Origin of the sequence: Halobacteriovorax sp. RZ-2 (assembly GCF_043196685.1) — a bacterium.
Classification (GTDB): Bacteria; Bdellovibrionota; Bacteriovoracia; order Bacteriovoracales; family Bacteriovoracaceae; genus Halobacteriovorax_A.
The window spans coordinates 86,610-108,465 of the sequence record NZ_JBEBMR010000004.1; the positions used below are offsets into that span (position 1 = coordinate 86,610).

Consider the following 21,856-nt stretch of genomic DNA (forward strand, 5'->3'; position numbering starts at 1 on the left):
AACCCTTTAAATTAATTGCGATAATATTGCTAGGAAGTAACCTTTTTCTTTTAAACCTTCTATCACAGCTGATGAAGATTTTGCAGTAATTTTATTCTTTCTAAACTCCTCTCGAAGATTTGTGTTCGACAGGTGTACTTCAATTACTGGACATTTCATAACGCGCAAAGCGTCTAATATAGCAATACTAGTATGAGAAAAAGCCGCTGGATTTATAATAAGTGCTTTATAACCACCCTCTGACGCAGCATGTATTTTTTCAATAATTTCTTGCTCACCATTAGATTGAAACCATTCGACATCAACATTATAACCGAGGTCTCCAAGTTTTTTGTTTGTATACGACTCGATACCGACAAGATCTAAAGTGCCATAGATTTCGGGCTCACGCTTACCTAATAAATTTAAATTAGGTCCATTAATGACTAAGAATTTATCCATTTAAAACTTCGCTGCTTCTTTTCTTTAGATATGATTCAAATAGCTCAAAGGCCATTGATAATTTTTCTAATTCAACCTTCGGCTTTTCTTCTAGTTTCTTGGCCGTAGACTCGAATGCGGCCATAAGATCTTCACGGCCTTTACTCTCACTTATCTCATCAAGTCCTTCAAGCTCCCTTAGCCTATCTTGAATTCTCTTATCATCTGGATTTTCAACTAATGCACTATTTAATACCTCAATAGCTTTTTGCTTGGCACCCTGTTTTAGGTAAAGATCAACTAAGGTATGACTAAAGATTTGTCCTGGTTCATCATTGCTCTTCTCTTCAACAACAGGCTCTTCTTTAATTTGCGGAACTAAACTCAACGTGCTCCAGCTTTCAATCTCGTCATCGAGATTTGAGATATCAAAAGTCTTTTGCGTTAAGTCCTCATCTTCAACACTATCAAAATTATCATACTTAACGATAAACTCAGTCGCTTCCATATCTTTAGGAGAGATAAATAGAACTCTCTTATAAGTATTTAGAGCTTCAAGAATGAGGTTTTGCTTAAAACAAGATTGTGCAAATAGTTTTAGGAACTTTATATTATCGCCATTTATAGAAAGCTGAGGCTTTAATATAGTATATGCCTCTTCAACCTCATCCTTTTCTAGTAGAAGTTGTCCATAAATAATAATTGCAGCTGAAAAATTTGGATGATGAATTAGACCTCTTTTTAATAAGGCAAGAGCTTCATCATTCATACCAACTTTGCGATATATCTCGGCAAGAGGAGCAAAGACCTTCGAACGAGGGTCTTTCTCCAATTGACTCTTATATTTTGAGATTAAATTATTATAATTTTTCATCTACAAGCTACTTGTTAAACCTGCACGTTCTTGGTTAATAACCCTTGGAGTGATGAAAATGACAAGTTCAGTCTTACTCACTTGCGGGTTATATGGAGTTCTAAATAGCCAGCCAACAATCGGTACATCTTTTAAGTAAGGTACACCAGAGTGTGATTCAAGTTTAGAATAACTATAGAGTCCACCTAAAACGATAGTTGACCCATTTTCAACCAACACGTTTGTCTTTACCTGTCTCTTTGTTTTATCAGGTGGTGCTCCAGCTGCTGGAGAAGTACCAAATTGCTCCTTTGAAAGTTCGACAATTAGATCAATCGCACCATCATTAGCGACCTGAGGTGTAACAGCGAGACTTAACTCTGCAGTCGTTTCTTTAAATGTAATTGTTAGATCCTCACCTGTTCCTTCTCTTTCTTCAAATGAAGTTGTATCAGTTGAAACGATCTCAGCTTTCACATTATGTTTTGTTACAACTCGAGGAGAAGCAATGATCTTCCCTTTCGACTCACTTTCTAAAAGTTGTAATTGGAAATTAAGGTCAAATAAGCGACCAAATCGAGAGATTGTTACTCCAAGTAAGTTTCGTGTACTCTCTCCTGTTGTTGGAGCACTTGAAAAACTTAGCCCTGGTCCTGAAATACTAGTTGTACTTCCCGTCCCCGTTAACTCTGTCGTAGTAGGAATTTGTCCAACAGGGTCATAGCCAAAGTTTAACCCATTTTGAAGACCAATTTGTTTCTGGTATCCTTCGTTAACTTCAACAATCTTTGATTCAATTAAAACCTGTGGAGTTTGTCGATCAAGGATATCAACAATTTTTGCAATCTTTTCAGTAGTCTCTAAAGTATCATTTATAATTAAATTATTTGTTCTCTCATCAGCAATGATTGAACCTCTTGCAGGAGTTACATAGTCCTTTAAAAGTGTTGTTAGGTCTTTCGCTTTTGAATATGAGATTGGAAGAATTTTTGTGACAAGAGGTTCCGCAACTTCTTTAATCTGAGTCGCCTCTCTCTCTTTTCTCTTCTCTTCAGTCGCTTGAGCAAGCGTCTTAATTGTTAGGATCGCACCATTCTTTTCAGCAACAAGCTTATTGATTGATAAAACGGTATCTAGTGCCTGATCCCATGGAACATTAACAAGGTTAAGTGATAAAGGCTTAAGCTCTGCTACATCATTTGTCATGATAACGTTAAAACCTGAAGCATCTGCAATGAGATCAAGAATATCGTTAATCTTCATGTCTTTAACATTTAGAGAGATTTTATTACCAACATATTTCTTTTGCCCAGAAAGAGTTAGGTTTTCTAGAATATCTTCCATGCTCTTAGACTTAGGTTTTAGAAGTCTTTCCGCCTTCTTTTCTTCAACCGCTGACACAACGCTATCTTGCTCTTTTGAACTAGCAAAGGCACCGTAACGATTTTCAAAAATAATGCTCGCTAAATTTCCCGATGTTTGAATTTTGGAACGTACATTATCACGTAACTGTACAACGACTCTAATATCTTGAGAACTTCCTGGTGATTTGAATGCTGAAACAAATACAACACTTCCAGAAAACTCAGATGTATCAAAGGCCCTTAAAACTCTTTGAGTTGAAACTGTGTTTTCAATATCGATGATAACTTGTTTGTCTTTTACTACTTGAAACTTCTTGATCTTGAAGTCATTCTTATCAAAATTAAAATTCAAGTAACTTAAGTCATCTTTTTGTTGAAAATCAATTTTTGTTAAATTTGCAGATAGTGCAAAAAATGAGTATAGAATTGATACTGCTATGACTATTTTTTTCATTTTTACTCTTCCTAAGTAAAATTATTATATTTTTATGATATCACAATTTGAATTTTATAAAAGTATTATGCATTACTCAGATAAAGGAAGTATTGTTTCTAGATATTCTTCTTCATCATATACATTAATAATTTTCTCAACTAATACTACCCCACCAGGTAGGATTGCTTTTACTTCAACTTGATCTGGGCCTATTTTCATCCCTTCTTTTATTATGACAGCTTCAGATAATCCTTCATCATCAACTTGTTTAATAATAGCTCTTGCATCTTTACCTAAGAATATTCCAGTAACCCTTAAACGATCAATTCTTAAGTGGTCAGTAGTGAGTTTATTTGAGAAACCAGTAAACTTCTCTCTTCTTGCTTTCTTACTACCCATTTTCTTTTTATATTTTACCTTAAATGGGTCACGGATATTGCGGCCAGAGCTTAAGTCAGACGGAACATCTCCAAACGAGAGATATGAGAATAAACAGATGAGCATTATTTTGCTAAATTTTATCATTTTCTCTTCCTAGTTCTCTTCTTAGGTGCTGGCTTTTTCTGCTTTTCACTAAGCTGCTGTTCGATTTCTTTAATACCGCGCTTTTCTCTATGGTTCTGGTTATAAATATAACTCTCAATTGTCGCATAAAGATTAATAATCTCGTATCTTGATTTATTCGTTTTTGTAATTTTACTCAGGTTTATATCTCTAACATTTAAGATTCTTTCTTGCTTAGAAATATTTTCTAATAATAGTAAAAACTGTAAATAAGTTCCTTTTCCAGAAAATGTATAATACTTCGTAATATAGAAGCCATTTTCTTCTTGGCCACTTGGATTAATTTGCACATCTTTAATTTTGAGACTCTCACCTAGCTTCTTAATAAGATTTATACTTTCGTTATCACTTATATCTTTAGGTAAGCGTCTTTGTGTTTCTTCTAACTTTTGAGCAACGATTTCAATCTCTTCTTTCTTTTGTTCGACATCTCGCTCGTAGTCTTTGAGTTTTTTTAGTTCTCTTTTCTTCTTAGCTATTCGGCCATTAATTGCATTCAGGTCAGACTGTAGAACTTCTCTTTCTGAATCAACTTGATTATAAGCCTCGTATGCCTGGAAGGCTCCCCAAAGAATAAGTAGTAAATATAGCTTATTAATTAACGATAACATTACTAAAGATCTCCATATGATTGAACTTTTCCTTCAATCGAAAAACTCTGTAACGTTACGTTTTCGCCATATAATTGGTCCTGTATCTCTTTTAATTCTTTCATTCCAAAGGTCTCAGAACTAAAGCCGTTTCTTGGGATGAAATATTCAAGCTCCTTCACATTATTAATAAAATCTCCAACTGAAGAAAAAGAAATAGACTCCCCTTCTATTTTGATAACTTTCTTATCATCGATAGTCAGTGTATTAAACCAAATATCATCATTCAAAGAACCAGACAGACCTCTCAGTACTTTATATGGGTTCGATTTCTTTGACATTACTTGTGCAACAAGAGCTTCACGACTTTTAAGTTCTTCAATTCGTTTCGTAAATGCATCCATTACCTCAGTCAATGAGCCATATGAATCGACATCTTTCTTAATTTTATTATAAGTTGCTCTTTGTTGAACAATTTGATCTTGAATATCTTTATTTTGATTCTTAAAACTAGGAACCAAATAAGATGTCATTGCATAGTACAGAGCATAAGCAATCAGGAGTGACTTCTTATTCACCTTATTAAGATCAACACCAAGAATAACTGGAAGCTCTATCGGCTTCTTTTTCTCTAATAGGTTAATTTCTATCATTTTGGAAACTCCCTAAGGGCCAATCCAAATGAGACAACACCTTCGTGGGCCATATCATTTAATTCTTCATCATCGAAATCATTTTCATTAAACTCAATTTCATTGAATGGGTTTAGTACATTTACATCAACACCAAACGAAGATCGAATCTCTTCTAATAAATTCGGTAATCGAACAGATCCACCTGTTACAGTAATGTTTTTTAATGAGTCATCAGACGTGGCATTTATATAAAAGTCATGCGCTTTCTTTAGTTCATTAACCAGAGTTCCATTGATTTCATTAATGATCATTAAGACATCGTCTGGAACACCTCCACCAGCAGACATCTTCTTCAAGTCTTCTGCCTCTTGGAAGGTAACACCTAGCTGCCTTTGAATTTCTTCAGTAATACTAGCACCACCAATAATGATTTCCTTAACAAAAACAGGAATCCCCTTTTTGAGAACAATAAATACTGTCGCCTGTGAGCCTATATCTATTAATAAACTCGAAGGAATAAGCACCTTACTTACATCTGTACTTGTTGTAGGCTCAAAAACTTCATCATTAAAATCTTGAGTGATACTACTTTCGACATCATCATCTTCAGAAGCTAGCTCATAAATATTTGTGATCGCAATTGAACATAAGTCCACAACTTTAACTATTTTCCCTAAGGATTCAATAATTGACTTGAATGATTCGAGAACATCTTTTTTAACAGCACAAACAATAACATCGAGACCTCCCCCCATGTTTTCACCTATGACATACCAGTCAATATTACAGTCCTCTACTGGAAATGGAAGATACTGCTCGGCTTCCCAAATAACTTGATCTTCAAGTTCTTCGTCATCACCACCAGCTAGTTGTAATTTCTTAATAACAGTATTGGGACCAGATAGGCCGAGGCAAATATAAGGTTCAGTAACCTTAGCATCTTTAAAGGCTTCTTCTAAAGCTTCTTTAAGAGCGTCCTCATCTTGAATTTCATCTTCAATAATTGCAGCTTCCGGAAGTGGAACAGATGCATACTTAACTAATTTATAAGTATCATTCTTAGTGACTATTTTAGAGACCTTTACTGAGCTTTGACCAATGTCAACACCAATAAGTTCTTTAGGAACTAAACCTAAACCTTCCCTAATTTTAAATATAACATCCTGTATATCAATATTCTTCTTCATCCGTGACCTATCAAAGTATTATTATATTATACTCTGCACAGTCCAGTCATTTCAAGAAGTTATTTAAAACAGTAATGCGCCTAGCATCATTTTAAAAACACTTGGGAAGTAAATTTGAATCACAGCAACGATGATAATAAACGGGCCAAAGGCAATTGCCTGGTCTCTTTTTATTACCTTAAACATCAACAGTGGTAACATCAGCAAACTTCCAAGAATACATGAAAAGAGCATATTGTGAATAATTCCAAGTGGCCCAAGATATATCCCCAAGACACCAAAAAGTTTTATATCACCACCACCAAGACCGATGACTCCTTTAATACGATAGAATACATAAGTAATTAAGTACGGTACCAAGAATCCGATTAAGCCTCCTAATACCCAGTGTTTCCAATGAAAGAAAAACACAACATGAATAAAAAAGATAACTCCTAGATATACGTTGATAACATCAGGAAGTATTTGGTGTCGAATATCAATAACAAAGTGGACAAGTAAACAACAAGCGACTGTGAAAAAAAATAAATACGATGTTAATCCATGAAGACTAATATCATTGCCAAACAATAGAAGTGAAATTGTTGCTGTTAAGAACTCTATTACAGGATATTGAAAGCTTATATTTGTTTTACAATTAGCGCATTTTCCTCTTAGGCCAATAAAGCTTAGAATAGGAATATTGTGAAACCATTTAAGTTGAAATCCACATTTTGGACAACGTGATCGATCAATAAAGAACTTTTCATTTGTTGGCAGTCTAAGAATTAAGACATTTAAAAAACTTCCAATAAGAGCGCCGAAAATGAATGCATAGATTTTAAACAGAAGTATCATTAGCTCAGCTCTTTATTTTTGAAAACAAACGCATTAATAAAAGATAACACTACAATATAAGAGACCCCATAGAGGTAGCTATTCATAATATTTTGACTAGAGACCAGATCAGCATTAAAAACAAAAGGTTTATAATTGAGTAAATTCAAATCCGGTAGAACGGCTTTATATAGCCTAAGAACAAGCTCTAGTCCTTCACGATTTTTTACAAAAGATAAATTAGAAATATGAGTTATGGCATGCCCAACAAAATAAATCACAACGGTATTAATTACACTAAGCGCACGTGAAGTTATTAAGCTAAAAAAAAGAACCACTAAAAACAAAAGTATTGATTCTAAGATACCTAAAAATAACGAATTAATGATAACGCTATCTAAGACTCCACCTCTCATTAAATAAACAACGAGAGAAGTTCCAAAAATTACAAATGAACTTAGAATTAAAATAGAAGAAACTCCCAAAATCTTTCCAAGTAAGAACTTAACTCTTGAGATAGGGCGAGACAGAGTTATATAAATCGTTCTTGATTCAATTTCATCAGACAGAACATTTACACCTACAAAAATGGCCAATATATTTGCAGCCAAAGATGCACCGCCTAGCCCGAAATCAATTGATATTCTCAAAACATTTCCGTAAGAAAACTCGGATGTTATATAACTTAAAATTAAGATAAAAAGGGCTATCCATAAGGTAAGGTAAAGAACTCTACTCTTAACGATATCCTTAAATGTAAATTTTGCAATTGTTAATATATTCTTCATTTATTTAACCGATATACTATTTCTTCTAAAGAGGAGCTTTCTCTACTTAATTTCGAAATTTTTGCACCTGATTCAATTAACTCTAAAACCTTCTTGTCTTTAAGGTCTTCTTCTACTAATAATTCAAAGTCTTTAGTTCCATCATTATACTTTATAACAAACTTATTACTTGTATTCTTAGAGACTAATTCTTTAATTGGGCCATTGTAGATAATCTTTCCACTTTCAAGAACCACTACATCGTGGCAAACTTCTTCAACATCATTTACGATATGTGAAGAAAAGAAAACACCAACTCCCTCTTCATTTACTTCTTTAATAACGTCTTTAAACTCTTTTCGTCCAATTGGATCCAGTCCAGAAAGAGGCTCATCCAAAATGATAAGACGTGGATTGTGTAGTAAAACAGAAACAAAACCTAGTCGTTGCAACATCCCTTTGGAGTAGCCTTTAATTTTTCGATCTAAAGCAAACTTAATCTCTAGCTTTGTGGCCCACTTTTCAATATTCTTTTCAATTGTTTTATTCTCAATCTCTTGTAGTTCACCACAATAAGTTAAGAACTCATAGCCTGTTAAATTCTGATAATAGTAAGGACGCTCTGGCATATAACCAATAAGCTTTCTAACTTCATCTTCTGTCCAATCAATATCTAATATCTTAATTGAACCTGTATTTGGTTTGATAAATCCAAGAATAATTTTAATAAGTGTTGTTTTCCCGGCGCCATTTGCACCTAAAAAGCCCACAATCTTTCCAGAACCTAGTTCAAAACTTACATCTTTTAATGCGACGAAATCTTTATTCCAAAAGTCTTTCTTAAATGATTTCGATATATTTTCACAAATTAACATAGAAGCCTTTTTATTTTTTTTAATACTAGTATAATCAGATATGCTCATGAAGAAAACACAACTTACAAATAAATTAATTCCAATGATCCTATTCATTTTTCTAATAGGTGTTAATCATATTCTTTCATTTAAGAAGCCTATTAATCCTGAGCTATTTACTACCTTAAACAGTGACTTTATTAAGATCATATCATTTGGTAATTACCGATTTATTTCTAGCTATTATTGGACAAAGACACTATTGGATGCCGATGTTGAGCATGTTAAGAATAGAGAGAAATCTTGGCTGTATTATAGATTCAAATTAATTGCAGATCTTGATAAAGCTTTTTATGAAAACTACCTTCACGGCGGTATCTATCTATCAATTATTAAAGATGATACTCTGGGGGCAGAGATAATCTTCAATAGAGGACTAGAAGTTTTCCCTAATGATTACCGTCTAATGTACAACGCGGCATTCAATTATCACTTCCAACTTAGAGACTATAATAGCTCGTTAGCCTTATATCAAAAGATACAACAGAGTCCCTATGCAACTGGATTTATTATCCTTCCAAAGCTTATTGAAGAAGCAAAAGCTAAGAGAAAATCAAAAGAATCCCATATTCAACTTTTAAGATTACAGCTGAATAAAACTAAAGACATTAAAGAAAGAGACGTATTGATTAAGAAAATAGAAGAAATTAAAAAGGCCCCAAATATTTGAGGCCTTCTCTTTTAGATTATTAAATTAAGACTAGTAACCTTTATTAATTTCTCTAAGTACTTTATCTTGGTCAATCGCCCATTTACTCGCATTAGCAGTAGTAATATTGTCTGAGTCAATGTAACCAATTGCACCAGCTACAAAGTAACCACCTTGAGCGTCTACACCTGGAGCAGTTTGTGTACCGTCACCCATGTTCGAAACAGCAATAGTAGAAATGTTAGCAACAGTTGTTCTCTGCCCCCCTACTTTCTTAAATGCAGGTGCGCCAAACTCAATATTTTGGCATGTTCCACCGTTATCTCTAACGATTTGGTTTGGTGTCGAGTTAGCAGCACTAAATCCAATTGAGTAATAATTACTCCCACTAGATGGTGTTGAAGCATCCCATGCACCATTTGGTGATACGTAACCAGCGTCACCTAGACATGTACCAAATGAATCATAATCAGTTTGAATAGCTGTCATAGCTGAATAAATTGAAGCTAACTGAAGCTTAGCTTCAGAAGTTTTCGTTTTCGCTTGATACTTTTTAAAGTTTGGAATTGCTACCGCAGATAGAATTCCGATGATGGCTACAACGACCATCAACTCAACTAGGGTAAACCCCTTTGAGTTTCTCAACTCGTTCGTAAATTTCATGTCTTTTCTCCTCGTTAATCTAATTTAGATAGATTAATTTAAACAAGTTTAAGAACTTAGCTAAAATTAAGATTTAACCAGCCCTACAACTACTTTACGGTATATTTAACTTAAAAATTAAGTCTTAGTAATATCAAACACTTACTTCGAAACAATAAATAAATTCTACTACTTTTTTGCCTCTAAAGTATGTCAATCTAAGTAATTAAGCTCCTGCTGACATGAACATTGGTAGGTAAATTGCAATAAGAACACCACCGATGATTCCACCAAGAACGACAAGAACTAAAGGCTCTAGCATCTTTGTCGCTGCTGTAATTGCATCATTAACCTCATCTTCAAAAACAACAGAGATCTTGGCCAGCATTTGATCAATTGCCCCGGTTGATTCACCAACTTTAATCATCTGGGCGACCATTTCAGGAAAATAATCAATTTTCGTTAAAGGCTCAGTAAGGGTTTTACCTTCTATTACTTTCTTCCTGACTTCTTTGATATCACCCGAGATAACACTATTATCAATCGTTTCAACACAGATTTCTAAGGCATCGATAAGTGCAACACCAGAACCAAGTAATGTAGCAAGTGTTCTTGAAAACTGTGCCAAACTACCTTTAATAATAACAATACCAAAGCCTGGGACATTCATTGCAAATTTATCAAATGCTACTTTTCCTTGTGGTGTTTTTACAAAGTAAGTAAGAAAAATCATGGCCGCAATACCACCAATAATCATCTTCCCAGAGTACTCACCAAAGAATTCAGATGTATCAATTACAAATTGAGTTATCCAAGGAAGCTCCTGTCCTGTATCTGCGAGCATTCCTGTAAACTGAGGAACAACATATGTAATTAGACCCCAAACAACAAGTGCCCCAATACCTGATACGATAAGTGGATAACTCATTGCTGACTTAATTTGTTTTTTTATTTTTTCTTGTTTCTCTAAGTGCTCGGTAAGCTTAGAAAGGATCTCATCGAGAATACCACCAACCTCTCCGGCCTTTACAAGGTTACAGTAGAGATTATCAAAGCCTTGCTGCTTACGCATACTCTCAGCAAGAGTATTCCCTTCTGCTACATCTGTTGCAATATTCTTTACTGCATTTTTGAGAGCTGGATTTTTTTCTGACTTATAAATAATCTCAAGAGCCAAAATAATTGGTACACCTGCATTGATCATAATGGATAACTGCTTAGTGAAGTTCATTAATTCTGGAGCACCAAAAGCTGATCCAATACCCTTCTCAATTAACCATGCATTAATATCAAATTCTAAAATTGACGGTGGAATTATTTTACGTACACGATTACCTTGGGCGCGCAGTCTCTTCTTCGCATCCTTTTCATCGTTGGCCTGGATTTGTCCAGAGGCCTTTTTACCGTTTTTATCAAGTCCTTCCCATTTATATAGTGGCATATCTTACTCTATCGCTCCTTAATACCTAGTTGTGGACCAAGCTCTTCAGGGTTTGTTGAGTATGACATGGCCGTCTCAACATCAATTGCACCAGAATCAACATGCTTTTTAATAGATTGATTCATTGTCGTCATACCGGTCTGATCCTGACCAATTTGCATTTGTGAATAAATTTGATGCATTTTATCTTCACGAATTAAGTTTCGAATCGCAGGTGTTGGCCTTAAAATTTCAAGACAAGCAACTCGTCCAGGCTCATATGTTTTTGGTAATAGTTGTTGTGAAACAACACCTTGTAGAACAAATGAGAGCAGTGTACGAATCTGATCTTGTTGATCCGAAGGAAAAACGTTTACGAGACGGTTAATTGTCTGCACACACGAGTTAGTGTGGAGTGTTCCAAAAACTAAGTGTCCAGTTTCTGCAACAGTTAAGGCAGCTTCAATTGTTTCCACATCCCTCATCTCACCAACAAGAACAATATCAGGATCTTGTCTTAAAAGCCCTTTAAGAGCATTTTCGAATGAGTGAGTATCACGGCCAATTTCACGTTGATTCACAATACTTGTTTTATGTGGGTGGACGAATTCGACAGGGTCTTCAAGAGTAACGATATGCGCAGGCTCCATCTCATTAAGACGATTAATAAGAGCTGCAAGAGTTGTCGATTTCCCTGAACCTGTTGGTCCCGTTACGAGGAAGAGACCATTTGAAACGTCTGTCATTTCCATAAGTACATTTGGTAGATTTAGTGCTTTGAAATCAGGAACAGCACTAGGAATTAAACGAAATACCGCTGCGACTCCACCTTTTGAGTAGAATATATTTGCCCTAAAACGTGCAAGCCCCTTAATTCCAAAGGCAAGGTCGAGTTCTAGATTTTTCTCAAATTCATTTCTTTGTTCTTCAGAAAGTATTTGATAAATAAGCGACTTACTTGAAGAAGCATCAAGAGCAGGAAGTTTTACTCTTACAATGTCACCATTAACTCTCATTGCAGGAGCAGTTCCTGGAGTTAAGTGCAAATCTGAACCACCATTATCAACCATCAACTTAAAGAGCTGTTGGATTTTAAGGGATTCGGCACTTGTGATAGCACCTGTCTTTGTTTCCGTTTTAGTTTTTGTTTGCGTATTATCGCTACTCATCTATTTCACCTATAGAAAATATTATTATAATTTATCAACACTCGAATTTTTTATTGCTTCAGCTAAAGTTGTGACACCTTCAGCAACTTTTGTCAGGGCCGACATTCTTAATGTCTTCATCCCATCTGCAATAGCCTGCTTTTTCAAATCATCAGAAGAGCAGTGCTTTAAAACAAGATCTCTTGCAGCTGGAGTCATTTCTAGAACTTCATAAATGGCGACACGTCCCTTGTAACCTGAACCATCACAGAACTCACAACCAGTACCGTGATAAACTTTAAGGTTCTTAGCAGAATTTGGAGTTACACCACAGGCAACAATTTGATCAACTGTTACGCTCTCATCGACAGTCTTACAGTTTTCACAAATCTTACGGCATAGTCTTTGTGCAACAACAACATTTAGAGCACCTGTTACAAGGAAAGGCTCTATTCCCATATTTAATAAACGAGTAACTGTTGAAGGAGCATCATTGGTGTGAAGAGTAGATAGAACCATGTGACCAGTTAGGGCCGCTTCAATGGCAATCTCACCTACTTCTTGGTCTCGAATCTCCCCAACCATGATAATGTCCGGATCCTGTCTAAGAAAGGCCTTAAGAGCTCTAGCAAAGTCCAGTCCAATATCCTTTCTAACGTTAACCTGATTGATCCCTTCTAAGTTAAATTCACAAGGGTCTTCGGCCGTCGAAATATTTTTTTCAATATTATTAAGCTCTGATAATGCAGAATAAAGAGTTGTTGTTTTCCCTGAACCAGTAGGCCCTGTAACAAGACACATTCCGTAAGGCTGTCTAATACCTTCTAAGAAAACATCAAGTTGTTTCTTTTCAAAACCTAACTTAGTCATATCTAACTGTAGATTTGATTGGTCTAAAAGTCGCATTACAACTTTTTCACCAAATAGTGTCGGTAGTGTGGAAACACGATAATCGATAGGGTTACCATCAATCTCTAGCTTAATACGTCCATCTTGTGGAATCCTTCTTTCAGAAATATCAAGTTGAGAAAGAATTTTCATTCTCGAAACTAATGGCAATAGCATTGATCGTGGTGGTGCCGCGTACTCATGGAGAGAACCATCTAATCGAAATCTAATTCTGAAATTATTTTCATAAGGCTCAACGTGAATATCGGATACCTTTTTAATATATGCTTCAGCTAGGACCTTGTTAACGTACGAAATGATATCTTCGCCAATATCTTCTTCTTTTACGTTCTCATCACCTTGTTCCTGATCACCTCTAACCTCTCTTACAGTTTCAAGAATTTCATCAATGGAGGCTTGGATATTTTGATATAGAGTTTTCCACGCAGATAAAGAAGTTAAAACAAACTCTACGTTAGACTGAATTTCTTTTTGTATTTCTGCTCTAATTTCAACAAGTGATGGATCAAAAATAGCTAATGATAAAGTTCCTGCTTGTCTCTTCAAAGGAACAATTCGAAATTTTGTGGCAACACCTTTTTTAACTAATTGTAGTGTTGAACCTGGTACACGAGTTTCTGATAAATCAACATAGGCAAGACCACTTTGTTCTGCAATGGCCTTTGCAAATTTAATATCATCAAAGAAATTAAACTTTAATAGATCTAACTCTGACACAACACCAGGGTTCTTATTTGCAGCTAATGGTACTAAATCTTTTCGTGGTACCATACCGGTTTTTGAAATGACTTCTAGAAATTCTTTTCTTATCACCTTACGTTATCCTAATATTAGTTTCTTTAAATATTGAACACTTAGACACTCTAACTATTTACTATTTATTTACTATTATAACGTAAAGTTCCAAAATTTTTTTGCTGCTACTGCTTGTAGGTAAAGAAGTTCACTTCCATCTACATAAGTGAGTTTATTACTCAGAAAAGACTGATGATATTCATGAGAATAGTTCATATCCCAAAAAATAGAGTTTTTTGATAGTACAGAATCAAACTGAAATTGACGTGCACAACAATTGATAATCAATGTCTTATCAAGATTAACAAAGGAATCATATTTAATAGAATTTAGATCACCATTCTTTCTTCTAGAGAATTGGTGATAATTGATATTTAGCTCTTTAAATAAAATTTTGAACATATTTGTCATAGCGCCATCACCAAGCATGACGATATCTTTTTGTTCATACGAGTTTTTCAAAATGATTTCTTTAGCGGCCAAGTAGTCAGTATTTGTGCCAAAAAATTGTGTTCCGTCATATTTAATGCAATTGATTGCACCAATTTCCTTTACAGTATCCTCTAATAAAACATCATTTAGAAAGTGCTTCTTATAAGGAGCTGTAATTGAAAGTCCTTGAAGATTAGAAAAGATCTCTTTTAATTTAGGAATATTTTTTTCATCATCAATATCCAAAAGAGTGTATTCAACTTGGCCATCAAAGAGTTCATCATATATATCAGGCGATTTTGAATGTTGAATATTCTTTCCTAAAAGACCTAGCTTAAGCATTAAAATATTCTCGCGTCTTCTTCACATCTAATTTAATTTGTTCAATGAGCTCATTTACTGATGAGAATTTCTTTTCATCCCTTAACCTTTTAATGAATGATACTTCTAGTTCATTTCCGTAAATATCATTATCAAAGTCTAAGATATGTGTTTCAACGAAAACATTATTTCCATCATTAAAGGTAGGATTATGACCGATATTTGTAACGGAGTACCATGTAGATTCCCCAAACTTAGTTTTCGTAATATAGACACCATTTTTAGGATAACGACGATAACGATCGAGGGCCAAGTTAGCTGTCGGAATTCCAATCTGACGACCACGGCCAGCGCCTTTTATAACACGTCCCCTAATAAAATAGTTTCGTCCTAGATACTTTCCAACACTTTCAACGTCTCCATTTGCCAGAGATTCACGTACAACTGTACTAGAAACTTTATCTCCTTCAACATCGTAAGAGCAAAGTACATTTACTTCTGTAGACTTTGATGAACAAAAACTTTTAACAAACTCATGATTTCCTTTCTTTTGCGCACCAAAAGCAAAATCATGCCCAAGATAAATTCTTTTAGGCTCTATATGATTAAAGATATATTCGTTTAAGAATACTTCTGGTTCTTTCATCGATAGATCACGATTAAATTCAATCTCTAATAGGTAATCAATATTTTGACGAGAAAGAAGCTCTCTTCTTTCTTCATAACTATTAATTAGGTAGTGCTCTTTTGGATTTAGGATTTCAATAGGATGTGGAGTAAATGTTATCACGACTAGTTTTAAATCAGCATCGCGGCATTCATTATAAATCTGATTAATAATTTTCTGATGGCCACGATGAACACCGTCAAAGTTACCAATAGTAACAGCAAAATTATCACACTCTATTTCGTTTAGGCTTTTAATTATTTTCATATTCTGCTCTAGCTAGTTCTTGCCAGTATTCTTTCTTATACTTAAGAGGCAACTTAGCGCCTTTGTACTCATTTTTTCCAGCATTATCGACAAGATCGAAAAAGTATTTTCTAGCTTCATCTGAAACTCTCATTCCCTTAATACGATCATTTAAGCTATCACCGTGTACACTTGGTGTAAATATTGTGATGTAATGAAAAATATTTGAATAATTAAATTCATTTTTAAGATTCTTAAAAGGATCTCTATCAAAGAATCTAATATAAGGAAATGCCGTAATCACCAGAATCAATATTACAATTCCCGCTAGCGAATAGTTAATAATATCCCATAAGCTTCTCTTATTAGAGACAACAAATACTGGCGCCATAATATTTTCTGCCAGTATCGTTTTCTGGACTTCAGGCGTTGTAACCTGCTTATTTTTAACAACTTCTTTTGTCTCACTCGATGCAATATTTGAAGCGGCACTTCCAGAACCAATAATGACAAGTGGATCAACAACTAACTCTGTCGTTTCAAACTGGCCAGAAGCTGGATCAAATGTCGATAATTCAATTTTTCTCTGTGAAACAAATTCTGCTCTTTTTGCTAAGAAAGTATAATCAAATACTTTATTCTTTATGAGTGGAGTTTGCTCAACCATTTCCGCTCTTGTTTCAAAAACTTCGAATGCGTCAGAATTAATTAAAATTGGTGCATCAAATTTCTCAAGTGCACCATCTCCTCGAACTTCTAAACGGGCCTCTAATACATCATTCACAACAATTTTACTTTTATTAAGACTTAAGTTGAAAGAGTGTTTACCAACAAGTCCCGTAAATGACTTAGGCATATTCTCCATAGGTATCTGAAGGGCCTTTATTTTAACTCGCTCACTTCTAATCGTTTTCGACTTATAAGTTGCTGAGCTAAATGAAAATGACATCCCGAATGCATTTCCGCGTCTATTCTTATAGTCTGGGTGTTGAAAACGTACTTCGATAGGATCAATAGAAAGATTTCCTGGTTTTTCGGGATAGAGTACACTTTTATAAACAGGAATACGTTTGTAGACATCTCCCTGAACACTTACTCTCTCAACATTTGTACGTGGTAACTCAAAACGTTTTAAGAAATTCTTTTGTACAGGAAATTTAACAAATTCAGGATTAGTTATTTCCCCCTTAAAATATACATAGTAGACAAGGTCAATCTTCTCTCCAACATATGCCTGAGTTTTATCTACTTCTGCGCGAATAAAGTAATCTTGGAGTCTTGCCCTTTGACTAAGAATACGAACTGTTAAAGAACGGTGCTTAATAACTTCATTTCCAAAATCAACTTTAATATCCCTAACTACAGCACTTCCCTTTTTTAATGCTCTAAGTTCATAGACGTAATTATAGACTTTTTTCTGAATCATTTTACCGCCAGCAAAATACCCTTTCACCATCAGTCGACTTGCATCATTTGTGTTATCAGAGACTATTTCAGCATTATTAAGCTTGAAGCTTACATAAGGTTCCGTTTCACCCTGATACTCGAAATTGATTATTAATTTAAACGAATCCTCTAACGCGACCTCAGATGAGCTTACTTTTGCAGTTATCGTTTGAGCGATAGAAGAAATTGTTAATAGAATTAAAATTATATACTTAAACATTACCAATCCTTACGATTATTATTTCCATCTGAAGTTGTATCGATAAATTTCTTTTGCAGTTGTGAATCATCATTCATAATCTGCTTAAAGACTCCATTTGCTTTTCTCATACGCTTTTTCTTCTTGGCCTGATCTTCTAGATCCTTCCACTGCTGTTGCTGAGTTTTTTGCTTTTTCTTATTCTTTTCATCTTTATCATTATTGTTTTCAGACTTATTTTGGTCTTTCTTTTTATTTCCTTCATCAGATTTATTTTGATCTTTTTTCTTATCTTCTTGACCCTTCTGCCCTTGGTCTTTCTGATCTTGCTTGTCGTCTTTATTTTGTTGACCATCTTTCTTTTGCTGTTTTTGGTCTTGGTTTTTATTATCCTTATTATCCTTATTTTCTTTATTGTCTTTGTTTTCTTCTTGTTTCTTCTTATCTTGTTCTTGCTTTTTCTTATCTTGCTTCTGCTTTTGAAGAGCAAATTTGATTTGCTTCTTAATTGCTTCTGCAAGCTCTTCATTATCCGCGTTTTGCTCTAAGATATACTTATAAAGATTAACGGAATCGACAAATTGATTATTTTTCAAGAGTGCAGTTGCATAATTGAATAGGTCTGTTGGTGCCTCATCTTCATAATTATCCAATGTTTCATTATAGATATCGGCAGCTTGCTTTTGCCCATCCTTCTGCTTCAAAAATAATTCTGCTAGTTTTAACTTCTCATCTTTTGAAATATTACCTGCACGCATTTTATCAACTAGCATCTCTTGCATTGGATCGGCTTCTGCTTCTTCTTGAGCATAGCTATTCTCAGTTGGAAGAATAAATAGAGAAAATAAAATAAGCATGACCACCGGCTTAAATGTTTTAAAACGTCCAAAGAACACTGATAGAATATAAAAGAAAATACTTGTCACGATGAGCCAATACCCTAGAACAGGTCTTGATCTCAATGTTCCCTTAGTGAAGGAATTCAAATGAATATCCTTAAAGAATCCAAGAATCTCTTGTGTTGGTAGGCTATAGGATTCCACAAACCATACTTTTGCGTATTTAGATTTATTTACGAGATCTTCAAAAAACTGTTTATTTAGTTTAGAGACGATTTCGACGCCATTGAATTTTTTATAACCAAAGAAATTACCACGCTTTCCACGCATAGGAATTTTCCCACCTTCCTCTGTACCAACCCCAACAATTGCCAAACTGATTTCAGCAGGAATATCAACTTCAATATTAGAGTGCTCTTCACCATCTGTGATTAAAAGAATATTTCCTTTTGTAAATCCGTCACTTGTCTTAAAGAATTGGAACGCCTCTTTTAAAGCAAGACTAACATTTGACCCTCCTTCCGGAGCAGCACTTAACATTGTTCCCAAGCGTGACTCAAGAATATCGACATCATCTGTAAATGGAACGATCTTACGTTGTATATCAGAGAAAATACTTAAGGCAACCTGATGGCCATAAGCATTTTTAACAAAGTGCTTTGCAATAATAGCTGCTTTAGAAATTCGATTAGGTCTAATATCTTCAACTAACATACTTAAAGAATTATCAATTAAGATTAGTGTTCTCTGGTTAGGAATATTAGATTCAACAAGTTCTTCAGGGCCACGAAGATCTCCAAGAGAAAACGCAAAACCAAAGAAGGCCAGAGTATAGCATAACATTGACAGCTTACTTATTGGCCTAGAATTAAAATTCCAAACCTGTTTAACAATTTTGAAAAAGCGTTTTCTTAGTATGAACAAAAGCGTGATAAATATAGCAACCGCTACAATAGAAATGATCAATAGCTTCGTATTAACAAAATCCATTATGCAACTTCCCTTAAGTATAAACGACGAGTACCTTCAACCAACATTAAGAGTAAAACACCTGCGAGTAAAAACTTATAATAATCTTCTTGATAAATAATACGTCCTTTAATCTCAAGTCCTTTTCTTTCAAGTTTATTAATCTCAGAAAGAACTTCATTTAAAGAGTCGTTATCAGAGGCAACAAAGTCTTTTCCTCCTGATAATTCTGCAATCTTTTGAAGAGTTTCAAAGTCCATACTTGCACCAGGCATATTCTGGTATCTCTTTCTTCCAAAAGCATCTCGACCGATCGGTAATTTTGCATCTGGGTCACCACCAATACCAATCGTATAGATCTTTATTCCTAACTCTTTTGCTTTCTCTGCAGCTTGCATAGGAGACATTAGACCTGCGTTCGCACTACCATCAGTTAGTAAAATGATTGATTTATTTTCAGCAACACTCGTTTCTGACCTTGCCAAGGCCAATCCAAGAGCATCGCCAATATTTGTACCAGAACCGAGAAAGCCAATATTAATCTGCTCAACTGATTGCTCTACTAGCTTTAAATCTGTTGTTACTGGAATTAGCGTAAACACCTTATCTCCAAACATGATGATACCAATTCGATCAACAGGAGATAGTTCAACAAATTTTCTTATCTGACTTTTCGCAGCTTCTAATCGATTTGGAGGAAAGTCTTCGGCCAACATCGATCTTGAAACATCAACAACAAAATAAATATCATTAATTTCTTTTTTTACATTGCTCTTGCCCATAGGAGTCTTTGGCCCCATTAGGGCAAAGCTGATAAGGGCCCATGATGCAAGAGAGACTAGAAATAGAAGCCCTCTTAACATAGACAGCCTAGTCTTTAGGCTATATCGCGGAGGAAGGATTAATTCCCCTTTTTTGAAGATTGCAAAAAAATCGATGCACCAAAATAGAAATCCTATAACACCGACAATGAATAAGTATTTGTTGTGAAAGATATAATTACTTAACAATGATATTCTCCTTGGCACGATTATGGAGATCAGAAATTGTTAAATCATCATCATGTGTCCAACTTCTCTTATACTGAAGCTCATTTATCTTATTTAGGTAGTCCTTAAACACCTCTGCGTTTTCAAATATTTCTTCATAATTTATTTTTTTCGAATAGATACCCTCATGTTTTTCACGAGTATCAGCATCTCTAAATTGGTCAATCTTTTCGGCCCAAGCCTTTTTAGCATTTTGCTTCTTATTAAATATTTGAAAGCCATAAAATGAAGCCAGCATTACAACAAGTAGCACCACTATATATATGACATACTCAATAATGGACCTTTCTTCTTCTAACTTTTTATCAAAAACAATGAAGTCTTGCTGTGCAACCGCTGTGTCTTGAAAGTTGATACCAGAAAATGAAACACCAAGGGCCATTCCTCGATAATCCCATATTTTTGGAAACGAATTCTTTGGTGTTGCAACGAGAACACCACTAGCTTCCACGATATAGTATTGCGGATTAGTTTTTAAGAAATATTGTTTATTAACTTTTGATATCTTAACAATATCAGCAAAGTCCCGTGACATTAAATTATTCTTAAGATCTTCATCAATTACATCTGTAATGGGATAAATTGTAAGCTTGAAGTCGCGAATTTCACCAACACTCCAAACTTTCTCATCACCTTCAAGGCTCAGCTCTATCTTTGTATCAAGTGCTCTCGTATTAAATGAGAAAGATATTAGAATTATTGCAAGAAACGAATAAAAGGAATGCAATCTCATTATAACATCTCCTTAACAAAATCTTCCAAGTAGCGATCCCCTACATTGATATCTTTTAATCTAAAGCCAAAATCCAATGGTTCAACTTTACCCTTAAGTCTGGCATCGACTTTTCCGCTTCCTTTCCCCGCAATACGTCCAATTACAGAGAAGCGAAATTCATTAGAAGTATCCAGCGGACAAAGTAATCTAAAGGCGTGTACATGTTTTCGGGCCGTGAGTCTTTTTAAAGTTTCTGGTGATAAGAATTCATAGAAATCACTAAGGATAACAACTTCTCTTTTCTTATAAAACTCTCTTACTAGCTCAGCATCAAATTTATCAAAATTACGCTCTTTTTGAGATACAAGATATTCAGTATCAATTTCACCGGCCTTATTAATGACGCTAGACTTCCTTAGGGCATCAACAAATGCGACAAGCCCAGCTTCTCCTCTTTTCTTTTGAACTCTTACAACTCGATCATTCAAACAGATAATAGTTTCTATATAATCATGAGTTTTTTCAGAGAGTAAATAAAGCAACGAGATAATTTCAAAGGCAGCAGCTAGTTTTGACTTACCATTGTGTCCAATAACCATACCTGGACTACAATCAAGTAAAATTGTAATCTCCACATTTCTTTCTTCTTCGAAAGTTTTAATATATGGAGTATTCGTTTTAGCAACCATTTTCCAGTCAATAAAACGAACATCATCACCATGAACATACACCTGATGTTCCTTAAACTTTAACCCCGTACCTCTAAAGTGAGATTTAAGCATACCAATAGAAAATGAGTTTGCTCTTTTGAACAAACTATTTTTCATATTTTGAACAATTTGATGTACTTCAAGTGTTTTCATA

22 protein-coding genes are annotated in these 21,856 nt (G+C 34.7%); 1 reads left to right on the forward strand and 21 read right to left on the reverse strand.

Features of this window, described 5'->3' with window-relative positions; genetic code table 11:
- Positions 1–6: 6 nt before the first annotated feature.
- The 10 genes from ABMA78_RS14735 to ABMA78_RS14780 all read right to left on the reverse strand — a co-directional run bounded on the left by ABMA78_RS14735 (position 7) and on the right by ABMA78_RS14780 (position 8,507).
- Positions 7–441: a type II 3-dehydroquinate dehydratase gene (locus tag ABMA78_RS14735; RefSeq protein WP_392861144.1), complete on the reverse strand. Its 435-nt coding sequence runs from the start codon at positions 439–441 to the stop codon at positions 7–9.
- On the reverse strand, positions 434–1,294 hold the full coding sequence (locus ABMA78_RS14740; protein WP_392861145.1) for a tetratricopeptide repeat protein: 861 nt from the start codon (positions 1,292–1,294) through the stop codon (positions 434–436). Before ABMA78_RS14740 ends, ABMA78_RS14735 begins: the two co-directional genes overlap by 8 nt.
- A complete protein-coding gene (pilQ, locus tag ABMA78_RS14745) occupies positions 1,295–3,091 on the reverse strand; it encodes a type IV pilus secretin PilQ (RefSeq protein ID WP_392861147.1) in 1,797 nt (598 codons plus the stop codon).
- A 72-nt stretch (positions 3,092–3,163) separates the two neighbouring features.
- The gene (locus ABMA78_RS14750) at positions 3,164–3,598 is read right to left on the reverse strand and encodes a hypothetical protein (protein WP_392861148.1); all 435 of its coding nucleotides are present in this window, start codon (positions 3,596–3,598) and stop codon (positions 3,164–3,166) included.
- Positions 3,595–4,248 (reverse strand): type 4a pilus biogenesis protein PilO, encoded by a 654-nt coding sequence (gene pilO / locus ABMA78_RS14755; RefSeq protein ID WP_392861150.1) that lies wholly within the window; start codon positions 4,246–4,248, stop codon positions 3,595–3,597. Before pilO ends, ABMA78_RS14750 begins: the two co-directional genes overlap by 4 nt.
- A gap of 2 nt (positions 4,249–4,250) precedes the next feature.
- Positions 4,251–4,880: a PilN domain-containing protein gene (locus ABMA78_RS14760; RefSeq protein ID WP_392861152.1), complete on the reverse strand. Its 630-nt coding sequence runs from the start codon at positions 4,878–4,880 to the stop codon at positions 4,251–4,253.
- Positions 4,877–6,049 (reverse strand): type IV pilus assembly protein PilM, encoded by a 1,173-nt coding sequence (pilM, locus tag ABMA78_RS14765; RefSeq protein ID WP_392861154.1) that lies wholly within the window; start codon positions 6,047–6,049, stop codon positions 4,877–4,879. Before pilM ends, ABMA78_RS14760 begins: the two co-directional genes overlap by 4 nt.
- Positions 6,050–6,112: 63 nt before the next feature.
- Positions 6,113–6,886, reverse strand: coding sequence for a prepilin peptidase (locus ABMA78_RS14770; protein WP_392861155.1), 774 nt, complete (start codon positions 6,884–6,886; stop codon positions 6,113–6,115).
- Positions 6,886–7,653, reverse strand: coding sequence for an ABC transporter permease (locus ABMA78_RS14775; protein WP_392861157.1), 768 nt, complete (start codon positions 7,651–7,653; stop codon positions 6,886–6,888). Before ABMA78_RS14775 ends, ABMA78_RS14770 begins: the two co-directional genes overlap by 1 nt.
- Positions 7,650–8,507 (reverse strand): ABC transporter ATP-binding protein, encoded by an 858-nt coding sequence (locus ABMA78_RS14780; protein ID WP_392861159.1) that lies wholly within the window; start codon positions 8,505–8,507, stop codon positions 7,650–7,652. Before ABMA78_RS14780 ends, ABMA78_RS14775 begins: the two co-directional genes overlap by 4 nt.
- 46 nt (positions 8,508–8,553) lie before the next feature.
- Here ABMA78_RS14780 and ABMA78_RS14785 point away from each other — a divergent pair, with 46 nt between their 5' ends.
- Positions 8,554–9,216: a hypothetical protein gene (locus ABMA78_RS14785; protein ID WP_392861160.1), complete on the forward strand. Its 663-nt coding sequence runs from the start codon at positions 8,554–8,556 to the stop codon at positions 9,214–9,216.
- Positions 9,217–9,246: 30 nt separating this feature from the next.
- On the opposite strand, the gene ABMA78_RS14790 is transcribed toward ABMA78_RS14785, so the two are convergent.
- From ABMA78_RS14790 to ABMA78_RS14840, 11 genes are all read right to left on the reverse strand, one after another.
- Positions 9,247–9,858: a type IV pilin protein gene (locus ABMA78_RS14790; RefSeq protein WP_392861161.1), complete on the reverse strand. Its 612-nt coding sequence runs from the start codon at positions 9,856–9,858 to the stop codon at positions 9,247–9,249.
- Positions 9,859–10,063: 205 nt separating this feature from the next.
- Complete coding sequence (locus tag ABMA78_RS14795) at positions 10,064–11,278, reverse strand: type II secretion system F family protein (RefSeq protein WP_392861163.1); 1,215 nt, start codon at positions 11,276–11,278, stop codon at positions 10,064–10,066.
- An 8-nt stretch (positions 11,279–11,286) separates the two neighbouring features.
- Positions 11,287–12,426 carry a type IV pilus twitching motility protein PilT gene (locus tag ABMA78_RS14800; protein WP_392861165.1) on the reverse strand — a complete coding sequence of 380 codons (1,140 nt, stop codon included), beginning with the start codon at positions 12,424–12,426 and terminating at the stop codon, positions 11,287–11,289.
- 24 nt (positions 12,427–12,450) lie between these two features.
- Positions 12,451–14,127 carry a GspE/PulE family protein gene (locus ABMA78_RS14805; RefSeq protein WP_392861167.1) on the reverse strand — a complete coding sequence of 559 codons (1,677 nt, stop codon included), beginning with the start codon at positions 14,125–14,127 and terminating at the stop codon, positions 12,451–12,453.
- Positions 14,128–14,202: 75 nt separating this feature from the next.
- Complete coding sequence (locus tag ABMA78_RS14810; RefSeq protein WP_392861168.1) at positions 14,203–14,883, reverse strand: hypothetical protein; 681 nt, start codon at positions 14,881–14,883, stop codon at positions 14,203–14,205.
- On the reverse strand, positions 14,876–15,796 hold the full coding sequence (locus tag ABMA78_RS14815; protein WP_392861169.1) for a bifunctional riboflavin kinase/FAD synthetase: 921 nt from the start codon (positions 15,794–15,796) through the stop codon (positions 14,876–14,878). Before ABMA78_RS14815 ends, ABMA78_RS14810 begins: the two co-directional genes overlap by 8 nt.
- Complete coding sequence (locus tag ABMA78_RS14820) at positions 15,783–17,441, reverse strand: hypothetical protein (RefSeq protein WP_392861171.1); 1,659 nt, start codon at positions 17,439–17,441, stop codon at positions 15,783–15,785. Before ABMA78_RS14820 ends, ABMA78_RS14815 begins: the two co-directional genes overlap by 14 nt.
- On the reverse strand, positions 17,441–19,249 hold the full coding sequence (locus ABMA78_RS14825) for a VWA domain-containing protein (protein WP_392861173.1): 1,809 nt from the start codon (positions 19,247–19,249) through the stop codon (positions 17,441–17,443). The genes ABMA78_RS14820 and ABMA78_RS14825 overlap by 1 nt, the downstream gene beginning before the upstream one ends.
- Positions 19,249–20,091: a VWA domain-containing protein gene (locus ABMA78_RS14830; protein ID WP_392861175.1), complete on the reverse strand. Its 843-nt coding sequence runs from the start codon at positions 20,089–20,091 to the stop codon at positions 19,249–19,251. Before ABMA78_RS14830 ends, ABMA78_RS14825 begins: the two co-directional genes overlap by 1 nt.
- Before the next feature lie 136 nt (positions 20,092–20,227).
- Positions 20,228–21,010, reverse strand: coding sequence for a hypothetical protein (locus tag ABMA78_RS14835; RefSeq protein WP_392861177.1), 783 nt, complete (start codon positions 21,008–21,010; stop codon positions 20,228–20,230).
- Entirely contained in the window at positions 21,010–21,855 is an 846-nt protein-coding gene (locus ABMA78_RS14840) for a DUF58 domain-containing protein (protein ID WP_392861178.1), read from the reverse strand. Before ABMA78_RS14840 ends, ABMA78_RS14835 begins: the two co-directional genes overlap by 1 nt.
- Position 21,856 lies beyond the last annotated feature (1 nt).